This is a genomic window from Psychrobacillus sp. FSL K6-4046 (genome assembly GCF_038624605.1).
Lineage (GTDB): Bacteria > Bacillota > Bacilli > Bacillales_A > Planococcaceae > Psychrobacillus.
Window position 1 is genome coordinate 1925050 of sequence record NZ_CP152020.1, and the last position, 14456, is coordinate 1939505.

General features: G+C 38.1%; 15 protein-coding genes. 11 read left to right on the forward strand and 4 right to left on the reverse strand.

The annotated features are described in order from the left end of the window. Nucleotides 1-5: 5 nt before the first annotated feature. The 5 genes from MKY09_RS09520 (at nucleotide 6) to MKY09_RS09540 (ending at nucleotide 6072) form a co-directional block, all read left to right on the forward strand. Complete coding sequence (locus MKY09_RS09520; protein WP_342568176.1) at nucleotides 6-1544, forward strand: alpha-amylase family glycosyl hydrolase; 1539 nt, start codon at nucleotides 6-8, stop codon at nucleotides 1542-1544. Nucleotides 1545-1625: 81 nt separating this feature from the next. After that, entirely contained in the window at nucleotides 1626-3290 is a 1665-nt protein-coding gene (locus tag MKY09_RS09525; RefSeq protein ID WP_342568177.1) for an alpha-glucosidase, read from the forward strand. A 100-nt stretch (nucleotides 3291-3390) separates the two neighbouring features. Next, nucleotides 3391-4443 (forward strand): LacI family DNA-binding transcriptional regulator, encoded by a 1053-nt coding sequence (locus MKY09_RS09530; protein WP_169359141.1) that lies wholly within the window; start codon nucleotides 3391-3393, stop codon nucleotides 4441-4443. 128 nt (nucleotides 4444-4571) lie between these two features. Beyond that, nucleotides 4572-5114: a GNAT family protein gene (locus tag MKY09_RS09535; protein ID WP_342568178.1), complete on the forward strand. Its 543-nt coding sequence runs from the start codon at nucleotides 4572-4574 to the stop codon at nucleotides 5112-5114. Nucleotides 5115-5256: 142 nt separating this feature from the next. Further along, nucleotides 5257-6072, forward strand: a complete 816-nt coding sequence (locus tag MKY09_RS09540) for a ZIP family metal transporter (protein ID WP_342568179.1) — start codon at nucleotides 5257-5259, stop codon at nucleotides 6070-6072. A gap of 56 nt (nucleotides 6073-6128) precedes the next feature. On the opposite strand, the gene MKY09_RS09545 is transcribed toward MKY09_RS09540, so the two are convergent. Continuing rightward, nucleotides 6129-7799 (reverse strand): ribonuclease J, encoded by a 1671-nt coding sequence (locus MKY09_RS09545; RefSeq protein WP_342568180.1) that lies wholly within the window; start codon nucleotides 7797-7799, stop codon nucleotides 6129-6131. Between the two features lie 220 nt (nucleotides 7800-8019). Here MKY09_RS09545 and MKY09_RS09550 point away from each other — a divergent pair, with 220 nt between their 5' ends. The 6 genes from MKY09_RS09550 to MKY09_RS09575 all read left to right on the forward strand — a co-directional run bounded on the left by MKY09_RS09550 (nucleotide 8020) and on the right by MKY09_RS09575 (nucleotide 11649). After that, nucleotides 8020-8322: a PadR family transcriptional regulator gene (locus MKY09_RS09550; RefSeq protein ID WP_342568229.1), complete on the forward strand. Its 303-nt coding sequence runs from the start codon at nucleotides 8020-8022 to the stop codon at nucleotides 8320-8322. Further along, a complete protein-coding gene (locus MKY09_RS09555) occupies nucleotides 8309-9394 on the forward strand; it encodes a DUF2812 domain-containing protein (protein WP_169359145.1) in 1086 nt (361 codons plus the stop codon). The genes MKY09_RS09550 and MKY09_RS09555 overlap by 14 nt, the downstream gene beginning before the upstream one ends. 106 nt (nucleotides 9395-9500) lie before the next feature. Next, on the forward strand, nucleotides 9501-9680 hold the full coding sequence (locus tag MKY09_RS09560; protein WP_169359146.1) for a hypothetical protein: 180 nt from the start codon (nucleotides 9501-9503) through the stop codon (nucleotides 9678-9680). A gap of 80 nt (nucleotides 9681-9760) precedes the next feature. Continuing rightward, nucleotides 9761-10486: a serine hydrolase domain-containing protein gene (locus MKY09_RS09565; protein WP_342568181.1), complete on the forward strand. Its 726-nt coding sequence runs from the start codon at nucleotides 9761-9763 to the stop codon at nucleotides 10484-10486. Next, nucleotides 10467-10886, forward strand: a complete 420-nt coding sequence (locus MKY09_RS09570) for a serine hydrolase domain-containing protein (RefSeq protein ID WP_342568182.1) — start codon at nucleotides 10467-10469, stop codon at nucleotides 10884-10886. Before MKY09_RS09565 ends, MKY09_RS09570 begins: the two co-directional genes overlap by 20 nt. A gap of 70 nt (nucleotides 10887-10956) precedes the next feature. After that, nucleotides 10957-11649 (forward strand): AIM24 family protein, encoded by a 693-nt coding sequence (locus MKY09_RS09575; protein ID WP_251553114.1) that lies wholly within the window; start codon nucleotides 10957-10959, stop codon nucleotides 11647-11649. 54 nt (nucleotides 11650-11703) lie between these two features. On the opposite strand, the gene MKY09_RS09580 is transcribed toward MKY09_RS09575, so the two are convergent. From MKY09_RS09580 to MKY09_RS09590, 3 genes are all read right to left on the reverse strand, one after another. Next, on the reverse strand, nucleotides 11704-13203 hold the full coding sequence (locus MKY09_RS09580; protein ID WP_342568183.1) for a serine hydrolase domain-containing protein: 1500 nt from the start codon (nucleotides 13201-13203) through the stop codon (nucleotides 11704-11706). A gap of 27 nt (nucleotides 13204-13230) precedes the next feature. After that, nucleotides 13231-13395, reverse strand: coding sequence for a hypothetical protein (locus tag MKY09_RS09585; RefSeq protein WP_251553117.1), 165 nt, complete (start codon nucleotides 13393-13395; stop codon nucleotides 13231-13233). 94 nt (nucleotides 13396-13489) lie between these two features. Next, nucleotides 13490-14356: an SDR family oxidoreductase gene (locus MKY09_RS09590; RefSeq protein WP_251553207.1), complete on the reverse strand. Its 867-nt coding sequence runs from the start codon at nucleotides 14354-14356 to the stop codon at nucleotides 13490-13492. Nucleotides 14357-14456 lie beyond the last annotated feature (100 nt).

The window sequence follows — 14456 nt, forward strand, 5'->3', positions numbered from 1 at the left end:
GGTGTATGACTATAAAAAGGGGTAGACATTTACTTTTCATTCTTATACTTTTAGTTAGCTTCCAGCCACTTTCAGTCTTTGCCAGTGGAGAGCGTACGATGCAGGATGAGATTATATATATGATCATGGTAGATCGTTTTCATAATGGTGATCCGTCCAATGATAAGGATGCTAACCCTGATGACCCTTATGCTTATCATGGTGGCGATTTTAAAGGAATTACGGATAAGCTAGATCATATAGAAGAAATGGGTTTCACAGCTATATGGCTGACCCCGATCTTTGAAAATATGCCAAAAGGGTACCATGGCTATTGGACAAAGGATTACTATAAAACAAACGAATATTTCGGAACAATGGATGAATTTAAGACCCTTGTTGATGAAGCACATAAAAGAGATATAAAAATTATCTTAGATTTTGTTGTCAATCATGTGGGACCAAATCATGACTGGCTAAGTGACCCTTCTAAGGAAGACTGGTTTCATCCCCAACAACCCATAACTAATTGGAATGACCAGCAGGAAGTAGAAAATGGCTGGCTATATGATTTACCAGACTTAGATCAAAGCAATCCAGAGGTAGCTGCCTATTTAATAGATGCAGCGAAATGGTGGATAGAAGAAACAGATATAGATGGTTTCCGTTTAGATACAGTCAAACATGTATCAAAGGATTATTGGAAAGAATTCGTTTCTGCTGTAAAGGCTGAAAAGGAAGACTTATATTTGATAGGGGAAGTGTGGCATGACAATTCAAATGTCGTTGCCAGCTATGAGGAGACAGGAATAGATAGCTTTTTTGACTTTTCCCAAAATGGTAGTCTGCGCACTGCTTTCGAGAGATCAAATCAATCACTTGGCTGGCTGTTCTCAAATGCTGAAAGAAACGAGAAGGTTTTTGATCGGTCCCATTTGCTTGGACAGTTTGTCGATAACCACGATATGACAAGGTTTAGTCATCTGGTGATCAATCAAAAAGAAAATCCTTTGACTCAGCTTAAGCAAAGTCTCACCTTTCTATATACCGCTCCTGGAGTGCCTATCATTTATTATGGTACGGAGATGGCGATGGATGGAGGAAATGACCCGGATAATCGTCGTATGCTGGATTTTAATACAGAAAAAAATGTAGTTGACTACATATCAAAGCTTGGAGCAATAAGAAAAGAGCATCCAGCTTTGACCAATGGTGAGATGGAGCTGCTATATGAAGAAGAAGGGACCGCAGTTTATTCTAGAAAACTAGATGGAGAGACAATTGTTGTTGCCATAAACAACATGTCGAGTGATCAAACCATTGTGCTTAAGGATAAGCTTGAAAATGGGAAACGGTTAGTTAGCCAGCTCACTGAAGCTATCGTTAAGTCGAATGGGAATGAATACTCGATTAAATTAGAGAGTGGTCAAGCAGAAATCTTCGAGCTAGCTGAGAAGCCAGGACCTAACTGGTTATTTATAGTTCTTTCATCTGCAGTAATTGTGTCATTCATCATTATTCTTATACTAGGAATTAAAGAAGTGAACAAACGGTCTAGATTGTAAGGACTGAAAGAAGCTTTAAAAGAAAGTCTAAAAGTTATGGGATAGATGTACACAACTCATAACGAAGGGAGTATTTTTTATATGAATCGAAATTGGTGGAAAGAAGCGGTCAGCTATCAGGTTTATCCTAGAAGCTTTATGGATAGCAATGGTGATGGCATAGGAGATTTGCGTGGAATCATAACAAAGCTTGATTACTTAAAAGATTTAGGAATAGATGTCATTTGGGTATCTCCCTTTTTTAAATCCCCAAATGCGGATAATGGCTACGATATTAGCGACTATCAAGGGATTTCAGAGCAATTTGGAGATATGAAGGATTTTGATGAATTATTAACAGAAACGCATGCACGAGGTATGAAGCTTATTTTAGACCTTGTTATCAATCATACAAGTGATGAGCATCCATGGTTTATAGAGTCACGGTCCTCTAAAGATAACCCAAAGAGAGACTGGTATATTTGGCGTGATGGCAAAGGAACGGAGCCACCAAACAATTGGGAAAGTATTTTTTCTGGGAGCGCATGGGAATATGATACGGCAACGGAACAATATTACATGCACCTTTTTGCGATCAAACAACCAGATTTAAATTGGGAAAACGAAGAAGTAAGAACGGAATTATATAAGATGGTTAATTGGTGGCTGGATAAGGGGATAGATGGTTTCCGTGTAGATGCGATCAGTCATATTAAAAAACGAGAAGGCTTTCCAGACATGCCAAATCCGGAGGGACAGCAGTTTGTTTCCTCTTTTGATATGCATACAAACCAACCAGGCATTCAAACATTCCTAAGTGAATTAAAGGAAGAAACGTTCTCTAAATATGACATCATGACGGTTGGAGAAGCTAATGGTGTTGGTATAGAAGAGGCAGATGAATGGGTTGGTGAGTCAAACGGGAAATTTAGTATGATCTTCCAATTTGAACATTTAGGGCTTTGGAACAAGGATGCCAATAAATCTGTGGATGTCATTGGTCTAAAAAAGACGCTAACAAAATGGCAAAAGGGACTCCATGAAAGAGGCTGGAATGCGCTATTTTTAGAAAATCATGATCAAACAAGAAGTGTTTCTAGCTGGGGAAATGACCAGGAATATTGGAATGAGAGTGCTAAAATGCTTGGGGCCTGCTATTTCCTTATGCAGGGCACACCTTTCATCTACCAGGGGCAAGAAATTGGTATGACAAATGTCCAACTACCTTCTATAGATGATTACGATGATATTGGTATGCGTAACTTCTATGAGATAGAAATAGCAAAGGGTCGTCCACATCTTGAAGTGATGGAAACTATTTGGACTAGTGGAAGAGATAATTCACGAACTCCAATGCAGTGGGATAACACAGATAATGCCGGGTTTACTACAGGTACACCTTGGATGAAAGTGAATCCGAACTATTCCTCTATTAATGTAGAGGCTCAATTAGAGGACGAACATTCTATTTACCACTTTTTTAAGAGTATGATTAAGCTTCGCAAGGAACATGAAGTGTTTGTTTATGGGGCATATAATCTTCTTTTAGAAACTGATCCAGATGTATATGTCTATACAAGATACTTAGATAATGTATTTGCGGTTGTCCTATGCAATTTCCGTAACAAGACAGTAGAACTGGACCTTCATGAGGTGGAGCAAAAGGATTATCGCCTCGTGCTAAGTAATTTTGAGGGGGCACCTCATACATTAACCAAAAAGGCGACTTTAAAGCCCTATGAGACCAGAGTATATCTGTCTAAATAATAGGTTTAACTTCTATAGAGACTAGTTAATAACTTTCCTTATCTATATAATGATATTCTAAAGAATATTGAAGAAAACAGAAAAAGAGTGGTGAATTCCTTTGGCGGTTACGATTAAAGATGTAGCAAAATTAGCAGATGTAGCTCCCTCGACGGTCTCTCGGGTAATTGCCAATAATCCCCGCATTAGTGACAAAACTAAGAAGCGTGTAAGAGAGGCGATGGAGCAGCTAGGTTATCATCCTAATTTCATTGCTCGAAGTCTAGCAAATCAATCCACGAAAGTAATTGGCCTGGTATTACCGCCTTCTTCAGGTGCTTTCTTTCAAAACCCTTTCTTTGCAGAGGTTATGCACGGACTAAGCGATGGTGTGCATGAAAAACATTATGCCCTTCAAATGACTACTGGAACGACAGAAGAAGAACTATTTGATGGAGTAGTACAGATGGTCCAAGGCGGCAGAGTGGATGGAATTATACTTCTTTACTCTCGTGTTAATGATGAGATTTTAAGTTATTTAAGAACACGCCATTTCCCATTTGTGATGATCGGTAAGCCTTTTGAGCATGTAGAAAAAATAACTCATGTAGATAATGACAACTTTCTAGCAGCTAAAGAGGCGACTGAGTATCTGATAGGACTTGGACATAAGCATATTGGTTTCATTGGAGGTAGCCCAAGCCTAACCGTTACATTGGACCGACTTCAAGGTTATAAGAATGCTTTGAGCGAGGAAGATCTGCCATTATTAGAGGACTATATCATTCATTCTGAATACTTCTTGAGAGAAGGTGGCCAGCAAGCGGTCAACAAACTATTCTCAGCAAGTGTTTCTCCAACCGCTTTAATCGTAACGGATGATTTGATGGCCTTAGGTGTAGTTAACACGCTTACGAAAATGGCAATCGACATTCCAAACCAGGTCTCTATCATAAGCTTCAACAATGCGTTGTTTGCAGAAATGTCTCGACCACCGTTGACATCCATTAATATCAATATTGTGGAGTTAGGTTATCAGGCAGCCAGAAGCTTAATTCAAATACTGGAGAATGAGAACGAACCTGTAAAGCGCATTATCATTCCACATCAGCTTGTGGTTCGTAACTCTTGTGCAATCTCACAAAAAGCAATTATAAAAGATAGTACAGTTTAAGTTAAACTAAATGGTGGTTATCCATGAAATATGGGTAACCATTTTTTATTATAATTTTATTATGTAAACCAAAAACTATTTCTATTATTCTAAAAATATTTTATACTCTTTATAAGGAGGGATATATTATGTTTACATATGCAATTGATGACAAAATTACATTAAAAATGCTAGATTTACGAGACTCCGTACAATTGTTCTCTTTAACTGTAGGGTCTAAGAATTCTTTAAGAGAATGGCTACCGTTTATCGATTATACAAAAACGGTTGCTGATACGGAGAACTTCATCCAATCGACGATGAAGCAGTTCAGCGAAAACAATGGAATCCAAGCAGGAATATGGTATGAAGGCAATCTTGCAGGTGTTATCGGATTTCATAAAATAGACTGGAATAACAAATCCACAAGCATCGGGTATTGGTTGGGCGAAGATTATGTGGGTAATGGACTCATGACGAAGTCCGTAAAAGCATTTGTAGATTATGCTTTAATCGATTTAGGATTGAATCGAGTAGAAATTCGCGCTGCAGTAGAGAACAAGAAAAGCAGAGCAATTCCTGAAAGGCTTGGTTTTACCCATGAAGGCACCATTCGTCAATCGGAATGGCTATACGATCATTATGTGGATCATGAGGTCTACGGTATGCTAGCAAGTGACTGGAAGAAATAGATTGAACAAGCGCCGAGCAGTTTAATACCTGCTCGGCGTTTTTGTATTCAAATATTTAGTAACAAACAACGGACTTGTTTAAAGATAAAAATGTATAGTCAATCATACGATAGTAGAAGAACATGAAGAAGGGACAGGTCTTATGATTGCTTACATATCTACGCTCAGTCCGGTATTGCAGGCATTGTTAGCGACTATATTTACTTGGGGCATGACAGCATTAGGTGCAGCTCTAGTTTTCACTACAAAATCAGTAAATCAAAAGTTAATGGACGGCATGCTTGGCTCGGCTGGAGGAATCATGATAGCGGCAAGCTTTTGGTCGCTTCTTGCTCCTGCTATTGAAATGTCAAAGGAAGGGGCATTCCCTGCCTGGTTTCCAGCAGCTACCGGATTTTTACTAGGTGGATTCTTCTTGTGGCTCGCCGATAAACTCATTCCACATATGCATCCTTCCTCAAACTCGAACCAAACAGAAGGGATAAAACCTAAAGGCAAAAGAAGAAGTACGTTGCTTGTGTTTGCGATCACCCTTCATAATATCCCAGAGGGTCTTGCAGTAGGCGTTGCTTTTGGAGCAGTCGCGGTAGGGCTAGATGCCTCATCTCTTACTGCAGCACTAGCATTAGCAATAGGCATTGGTATTCAGAATCTACCGGAGGGTGCAGCGGTTGCATTACCTTTGAGAAGAGATGGCATGTCTCGTAGAAAGAGCTTCTTTTATGGGCAATTTTCCGGAATGGTCGAGCCGATAGCTGCGGTAGTCGGTGTCCTTGCAGTCTCCTTTATGTCCCCTATTCTACCTTTTGCACTCGCATTCGCAGCTGGAGCAATGATTTTTGTTGTGGTGGAGGAGGTAATTCCCGGCTCCCAGGAGTATGGGAATGGTGATTTAGCAACGGTGTGCTTGATGATCGGATTTACAATCATGATGATTCTAGATGTTGCTTTTGGGTAGACCAAAATTCTTTTCAAAAAGCGCATCCTACTATAAGTTAGGATGCGCTAGTGTGTTTATATTTCAATAAGGATTGGCAGAATCATGGGTTTTTTCTTTGTACGAGCATATATTAGGTTTTCTACCGAGTTTTTAATATTCTTTTTGAGTGTACGCTGATTCTTATTGTTATCCCATTTTTCTACTGTTGTACGAACGGTTTGATTGATTAAATTGATTAGCTCTTCAGAGTCTGGACCATATACAAAGCCTCGAGTTAGAGTATCAGGTCCATTTAATACTTTTTTCAATCCTTTTTGTAAACTAATGACGATCACAACCATCCCGTCTCCAGCAAGAACTCTTCGATCACGTAGAATAATCTCTCCAACATCTCCAATGCCTGATCCATCTACAAAGACGTCACCTGCTTCTACGGACCGTGTTTGTATGACCTCATTAGTATCTACAATATCCACAACATCTCCATTGTTCAGTAGAAAAATATTAGATCGTTTAACACCCACGGAATGTGCTAGCTCGCGATGTATATGGAGCATGCGATATTCTCCATGGATCGGGACAAAGTACTTTGGCTTCATCAATGTTAGCATGAGCTTCAGCTCTTCCTGGTAAGCATGACCTGAAACGTGCATACCAGTCTTGCTTCCAGAGCCATAAATCACGTTAGCTCCTAATCTTAACAGATTATCGACTACCCTTGTGACATTCGTTTCATTACCAGGGATGGGGCTAGATGAAAAGATTACGGTATCCTCAGGATGAACCTCGAGTTTACGAAACCTAGAGCTTGCCAGTCTTGAAAGAGCAGCCATAGGCTCACCCTGTCCACCAGTACAAAGAATCGTCACTTCCTCGGGAGACATGGTTGGCACCTCACTTTCCTCCAGTAACATTCCTTCCGGTATTCTCAAATACCCACGCTGCATAGCAACTCGAACGACATTCACCATACTTCTACCGAGTAAGAGGATCTTTCTATTGTTTCTAATGCAAACGTCTACTATTTGCTGTACACGATGAACATTGGAAGCAAAGGTCGTAATAAAAATTTTACGCGTTGCCTTCCTAAAGGTTTCATCTAAATGCTCTTCTATAAGCTTCTCAGAAGGGGAGGAGCCAGGTCTCTCTGCATTCGTACTTTCAGAAAGAAGCAACAGCACACCTTCTTGACCGATTGCCGCCATTCGATGAATGTCTGCAGCTTGTTTATCCACGGGAGTCCAGTCAAACTTAAAGTCTCCCGTATGAACGATTGTGCCTAATGGAGTTTGAAAAGTAATTCCTAAGCAATCTGGTATACTATGGCTTGTTCGGAAGAAGGTTGTCCGTATGGTACCGAGCCTTAAAACACTATCCTCATCTATCAAAAATAGCTTACTATCCCTAAGAATCCCATGCTCCTTTAACTTAATCTCAATTAGACCAAGTGTGAGGTTTGTTGCATAGACTGGCACATTCAGCTGCTTTAGAAAGTAAGGGATTGCTCCAATATGGTCCTCATGTCCATGGGTGACGATCAATCCACGTATTTTGCTTTCATTTTCCTGCAGATATGTAATATCAGGAATAATTAAATCAACACCTGGAAGACTTTCATCTGGAAATTTACCACCACAGTCAATAATCACAATATCATCGTATGATTCAATCACATACATATTCTTTCCAATTTCATTTATACCACCAAGTGCAAATACAGATACGGACGAATTTTTAGTAGTCAAAAAGATACCTCCCGATTCAATAAACTATTTTAAGTATGAACTTTAAACAATTATTTATGAGAGAAATATCGGAAAAGGTAATATTTACTACTTTGGAAAATAAACAAATAATCAGTTAAAAATATATTGGCTAATATGTCACGTTGTGATATAGTCATGATGTGACATATTATAAAGAGGGTGGAGCAGCTTGGAGAAATTAATTAAGAAATACATACCGATGACGGAGACCGCATTTTATATCCTCTTTTCTTTGACAGAACCACGTCATGGATACGGAATTATTAAAAGAGTAGAAGAGCTGACAAATGGAAGGCTTCATCTAGGTTCGGGAACGATTTATGGAACGCTCACTAAAATGCAAAAAGATGAAATGATCACTGTCTTTTCAGATGAAAAAAGAAAAACAATTTATGAAATTACAGGAATAGGTAAACTGATTATGCGAAAGGAAATGGAGAGGTTACAAGAAGTGCAAAACAATATTTCGGTTTATAAGGGGGAGTTTGATGAAGAGATTTAGATGGTTTTGGAGCTACCGTATACAATCGACCGAGAAATGGCTAGAAAGCATGGCTTTGAAAGGTTTTATGTTAAAAGATTTCAATAGATTCACACGTATATTTACATTTAATAAAACAACACCTAGCAAAGTAACCTATTCGATACAATTCAAATCTTGCAGTTTACCCGATCGGTTACAAAAAGCCGGCTGGCGAGATCCATTAAAGGCGGGTAAATGGAGTATTCTCAAAAATGAAGCATCTCATGTTCCGTTTTATCCATCTAGCGATAGCTTGTTTAAACGGATTCGATTACATGCATATTTATTTTTGATCATATCCATCTTTTATTTATCCACAAGTCCCGTAAATTTCTTGATTTTAAAATCATTTGATGATAATAATCCTAACTTTGCATCTATTATTATTCCGTTACTTATATTATTACTATTAGCAAGTGTTACGATTTTTGTCTTTATATCCTATAGAGCATATGAAAAATATATGTTTAATCTTAACGAAGAGGTCAAAAATAGTAGAAAGAGAATAAGGAAAATCCGTTTAGCATGGATGTATCAACCGCTTCAAACTAAAAAGTGGTTAGATGAAATGCACAGGAAAGGCTATGAGCTTGATCGCGTATATGCTGCCATATTTACTTTTGTTCCTTCTAAGCATGAAAAAATAGCATATGAGGTTACTTTTGAGCCTAAGCTGAAATCCGATTATTATACGCTTCACAAGGAAATCGGATGGAAGCTTAAGTATACGTCCAATATGTCCGTGCTGAATTACTCTATCTGGTCAATGCCTTATAGTGAGCAAGCACCTAAACCTTCGTTCACTTATGATATAGCAGAAAAACGACAGCAAATAAAAAAAGCATTTAAAATGAATATAACAATCACTCTATTCCTATTACTAGTTTTAGGCCAATCCTTGTATATGCAGTGGGTATTAGATATGCCTTCGTCTACATTTACTATTGTATTAAAGTACCTTATAACATTTATGACGTTTTTCTGGATTATTTTAACCATCAAAGTTATTATTGGATATAAAAAAGAGATGAACTTACTGAAGGAGTTTTAAAAAAGAATCCTAGCGATAGGGTTCTTTTCTTAATTTCAGTTATAATAATTGAAACTTTCCAAATATTCAAACGTATGTATACTAGCGTGTAGAAGGAGAGGGTGTCATGCACTGGATTATGTGGGTTTTTTGGGGCTTTTTTTTAGGTATCATACTAGCTGCCTATCTTGTGGATCGTTTAGGTAGTAGAAAATATAATCTGGAGCATAAGAAAACAATGAATCAGGTAGCTGCCCAAGCCAACTCAGATAGAGAAGTAGATCGATATAACAATCAGTCATTTTAAAAGAAGAAAAAAGATAAGAAGTCTGCTTTTATGTAAACGAGAACTAAACCGGTTAATAAAGTAAAAGTTTAGGAGAAAATATGAAAACAATAAATACTAAACTAGAAGAAATAGACGCTTTAATAAATGGAGTTATAGAAGAACAAGGAGTTGGAATTAGTGTCTCTATTGTTAAAAATGGGAAACTAATTTTTGCTAAAGGCTATGGATACGCTCAGCTGGAACCTACCCCTAAATTAATTGATGAAAATACGTATATGAGTATTCAGAGTGTAACTAAAAATTTTGTTTCAGTATGTATGATGAAATTAGTCGAAGAGGACTTGATTCATCTAGATAAGCCTATCGTACATTATCTGCCCTACTTTCGGACAAAAGAGAAAGGCTCGAGTGATCATATCACAGTAAGGCAAGTATTAAGTCACACTTCTGGTTTCCCAGCAGATTTAGGGATAGCCAATTTGGTTGCGCCAAATGTAAGGGAGATTTATTCAGATACACCAACTGAATGGAGTGAGGCTTTAGCCCATTATCGGTTAAAAGAAGAAGAGGTAACTAGTATCCATAGTAGAGAGGATATCACTAGATGGTTTCGCAAGGTTGAGTTAGATTACCCTCCTGGACATACTTGGAACTATTGTACGGATGCTTATGTTATTTTAGGAGATTTGATAGAGAAGGTTACAGGTGAAAGCTGGGAATCCTTCCTTCAAAATCGGTTTATTACACCATTACAAATGAAGAGAACTACGGCAGATGTCCGTATCATAATGGACGATGACAATTATGCTAAATATTATACCTGATAAAATTGAAACACCTTATCCAACGAATTCATTGGCTGCTCCGATAGGCTTCCTTTACTCTACCGCAACAGATTTGGCAGCCTATATGTTGTTTCATTTGAACAAAGAATTTAACCAGTTACTTGACGTTTCTTCAAAAAAGGAAATGCAAAGTCGAGAGAGTCGAGTTTCTCAAGACTGGGATAACGAGACGAATACATGCTTTTATGGGCTAGGGTGGTTTATAGAGGATTATAAGGGCCATACCATAGTAGAGCATGGCGGAGGGCAAATGGCAGTTAGAGCATTAATATCATTAGTACCAGAGGAAAGTATTGGCATCGCCATTCTTTTAAACTTTGATAGTAGCGTCCATCGTGATATCAGTAGCAAGATCATGGATATCATGCTAGATTTATAGATTTTATTAATCGATTTAAATCATAGTTTGAATCTTCAACGTATATGATAAGTAGAAGGGGTGTTTGTTGATGAGTAGATATTCAATAGCTGAATTTATAAAAAGTACGGAGCAGGAAGATAAGGGAGAAGGCTTTTTTGAATTAGAAACAGAACGTCTACTGGAGGTTAATCTGGAGGGGCTAGTTTGGGCAAAGGCAGGATCCATGGTTGCTTATCATGGAAAGATTAAGTTTGAGCGTGAGGGCGTTTTTGAGCAGGGGATGGGTGCAATGTTCAAAAAAGCTTTAACAGGGGAAGGCGCCTCGCTTATGAAAGCAAATGGCCATGGTAAGTTATATCTTGCCGACAGTGGAAAGAAAATCATTATCCTTCATCTACAAAATGAAGCGATCTTTGTAAATGGGAATGATTTGCTAGCTTTTGAGCCTACGATTAAGCATAATATTAAAATCATGAAAAAAGTGGCAGGAATGATGTCTGGGGGCTTGTTTAATGTAAAGTGTGAAGGAACTGGTTTAGTGGCTATTACATCTCATTACGAGCCTCTTACATTGCGTGTGACTCCAGGAAAGCCTGTTTTTACAGATCCTAATGCTACCGTGGCTTGGTCCGGCAACCTTCAGCCTGATTTCCAAACAGACGTCTCCTTTAAAACCTTCGTGGGTAGAGGTAGTGGAGAGTCGATTCAAATGAAGTTCCAAGGAGACGGCTTTGTTATTGTACAACCTTATGAAGAGGTATATTTCCAAAGGCAGAGTTAAGTGTTAGCAATATATTTCGAAAAAATTCACCATAATAAATGGCATACAAAACGCTCAGAGTAATTCTGAGCGTTTTTTCGTATAATTCTTATCCTTGAATGATATTCGATAATAGATTCTTAAAACGGTAAGAACCACACCAATCATGAAAACTATAGCTAGTAAGAACAGCGCAGCTGGAAAAAGACCAAATACATTCATTGTGGTCGAACTATTATTTTGTAACGTGGGAACAATAAAAAACAACCATCCGATTAATAATGATGGAACTATTTGAGGCATTAATCCAAGGACAAATCTCCAAGCGGTTTGTTTTTTCCGTTCCTTAGACCATCTTTTACTCCGCAGAATACCTCTAATTCCTAATAACAAATAGATCATTGTAATAACTCCAAGTGATAAATCAATGATTTTAGATACTGGAGCTTTTAGTTCAGGTTTTTGCCCCTCAGTCAATTGGATAATACCTGTACTTATCTCATAAGCGTGTTCAATTGTAGGAGTAAAGCTATTTAATAGAACTGCAACTGCATAACCACTATTCGGTATTATATCTTGTTGCGCTTGATAGGTTGTTTCCACCCCGCTATGTGAAATGCGTGCTGGCTTTACATTAGGTGAGCTTAATTCCCAACCAAGACTATATTTTTCACTTCCAAGTTGTGGAGAATAAGTTTCTTCTAATAATTCTTTTGATAGTAATTGTTCTCCTTCTTCAGATTTACCCTCGTTTGTTTGCATAGAAAGCCATTTACCCATATCAGATGCTGTAGATATAATACTTCCAGCCCCCATATTCATCGCTTCTAGCTCTGACCAAGGCATTGCCTTTCCATATACGGTTACATATCCTCTAGGTAGACCAACTACTAAGTCTCCCGAATTAACATTAGCAAGTGAATCGTCCATTCCAAGCGGAGAGAATAACTTTTGATTAAGATATTCAGAGAATTCCTGTTCACTAATTTTTTCTACTAAAAGTGCTATGATCCAGTAATTTGCGTTACTATAGTAATATTTCTCTCCTGGGTTTGCTTGAAGCCTCCAATCACTTAAACGTTCTACTCCCGCTTTTAAATTATTCGCTGGTGGGACAATGATCGGATTTGGTATACCTGATGTATGACTCAAAAGTTGACGAATCGTAACTTCCTTCCAGCGTGAATCATCAAGTGTGACCTCTGGCAAATACTTAATTACTCGATCATCGAGTTGTACTTTACCTTCCTCAACAAGCTGTAAAACAGCAAATGCAGAAAATGATTTAGATGCGGAACCAATTCTCATTAACGATTTTTCCGTTATAGGATTCCCTTCAGAATCGTGACCATATCCTTTTTCATATATTAATTGACCGTTTTTTACAACTACTATGGAAGCACCAGGTAGTCCGTGCTGCTTTAAATAGCTAGTGACAAACTTATCAATGTCTTCAGTTTTAAAGGTGTGATTAGCGTATACTTCACCTAAAAAGGGAAAGGGTAACTTAGCTAATAGGATAAATATTAATACAAGAACAAAGCCTAGTTTCTTCGTATCAATAGATTTTTTCAATACTTTTCCTCCTGTATTTTTCTTATTTTACAGAAATATTCCATCTATTAACTCATCATACCGTAATAGTGTTAACTGGTTATCAGGCTCGTGGCTAAAATTGTCTAAGTCTGCAGTCTTATCTAGTCTTTTGTTTAATAATACTAGAGGAGAGGAGGTGAAGGGGGAAGCATACTGATTTAAAATCTCCATATTCAGCACATCCCATTGCTTATTTATGTAAAATCTAAAAACAGGTTCCTCATCTTAAGAAAGAGGAACCTGTTTTAGGATGATATACAACGTATTACAAAGGAGTACCGCCGTTAATATGAAGTACTTGTCCAGTTACATAAGACGAATCTTCAGATGCTAAGTATACATAGCCCGAAGCCAACTCGCTTGGATGACCTGGTCGTTTCATAGGTGTCTGACTACCGAAACCATCCACCTCATCAGCAGCAAAGGAGGCAGGAATAAGCGGCGTCCATATTGGTCCTGGAGCTACAGCATTTACTCTAATTCCTTGTTCTACAAGGGAACCTGCTAGTGAACGAGTAAACGTTAAAATAGCACCCTTTGTAGCGGAATAATCAATCAAATTAGGTGCACCTTGGAATGCAGTGATAGAAGTAGTGTTAATAATCGTACTTCCTTCTTTTAAATGATCAAGCGCAGCTTTAGTCAAATGGAACATACTAAACACGTTTGTACGGAAAGTTTTCTCCATTTGTTCAGCTGTTATATCTTTCAGAGATGTTTGAGTATGCTGTTCACCAGCGTTATTAACTAGTATATCGAGCTTTCCAAATTCGCCGATTACTTTACTTATAATTTCCTGACAAACAGACTCCTCACCAATATCTCCAGGTAGTAGTAAACATTTTTTTCCTTCGTTCTCTACAATTTTTTTGGTTTCTTCCGCATCCTCATGCTCATCTAAGTAGGAGATTGCTACATCTGCACCTTCTTTAGCATAAGCTACTGCTACTGCTCGTCCAATACCACTATCTCCACCAGTGATTAAAGCAATTTTTCCGGCTAGTCTTTGAGATTTACCAGCAAGGTTTTGAGAGAAGTCAGGTCTTGGCTCCATTTCTGCTTCAATTCCTGGTTGACGTTTCTGTTCTTGTGCTGGAATTTTTTCATTTTTTCGGTTTTCCACTAGAATCATTCCCTTCTTGATTGCTAATTGTAATTTTCCATTATAATGATTAATTACCCATAGCAATAATGACCAAACATAAAAGGGAATATACGACTGGAGAAAAGGT

Excerpts from the sequence above, each read along its gene's own strand:
- MKY09_RS09525 (WP_342568177.1), top strand. The coding sequence starts at position 1,626 with ATGAATCGAAATTGGTGGAAAGAAGCGGTCAGCTATCAGGTTTATCCT.
- MKY09_RS09560 (WP_169359146.1), top strand. The coding sequence starts at position 9,501 with ATGCACTGGATTATGTGGGTTTTTTGGGGCTTTTTTTTAGGTATCATA.
- MKY09_RS09570 (WP_342568182.1), top strand. The coding sequence starts at position 10,467 with ATGCTAAATATTATACCTGATAAAATTGAAACACCTTATCCAACGAAT.
- MKY09_RS09585 (WP_251553117.1), bottom strand. The coding sequence starts at position 13,395 with ATGGAGATTTTAAATCAGTATGCTTCCCCCTTCACCTCCTCTCCTCTA.
- MKY09_RS09520 (WP_342568176.1), top strand. The coding sequence starts at position 6 with ATGACTATAAAAAGGGGTAGACATTTACTTTTCATTCTTATACTTTTA.
- MKY09_RS09590 (WP_251553207.1), bottom strand. The coding sequence starts at position 14,356 with ATGATTCTAGTGGAAAACCGAAAAAATGAAAAAATTCCAGCACAAGAA.
- MKY09_RS09565 (WP_342568181.1), top strand. The coding sequence starts at position 9,761 with ATGAAAACAATAAATACTAAACTAGAAGAAATAGACGCTTTAATAAAT.
- MKY09_RS09555 (WP_169359145.1), top strand. The coding sequence starts at position 8,309 with ATGAAGAGATTTAGATGGTTTTGGAGCTACCGTATACAATCGACCGAG.
- MKY09_RS09575 (WP_251553114.1), top strand. The coding sequence starts at position 10,957 with ATGAGTAGATATTCAATAGCTGAATTTATAAAAAGTACGGAGCAGGAA.
- MKY09_RS09540 (WP_342568179.1), top strand. The coding sequence starts at position 5,257 with ATGATTGCTTACATATCTACGCTCAGTCCGGTATTGCAGGCATTGTTA.
- MKY09_RS09535 (WP_342568178.1), top strand. The coding sequence starts at position 4,572 with ATGTTTACATATGCAATTGATGACAAAATTACATTAAAAATGCTAGAT.
- MKY09_RS09550 (WP_342568229.1), top strand. The coding sequence starts at position 8,020 with ATGACGGAGACCGCATTTTATATCCTCTTTTCTTTGACAGAACCACGT.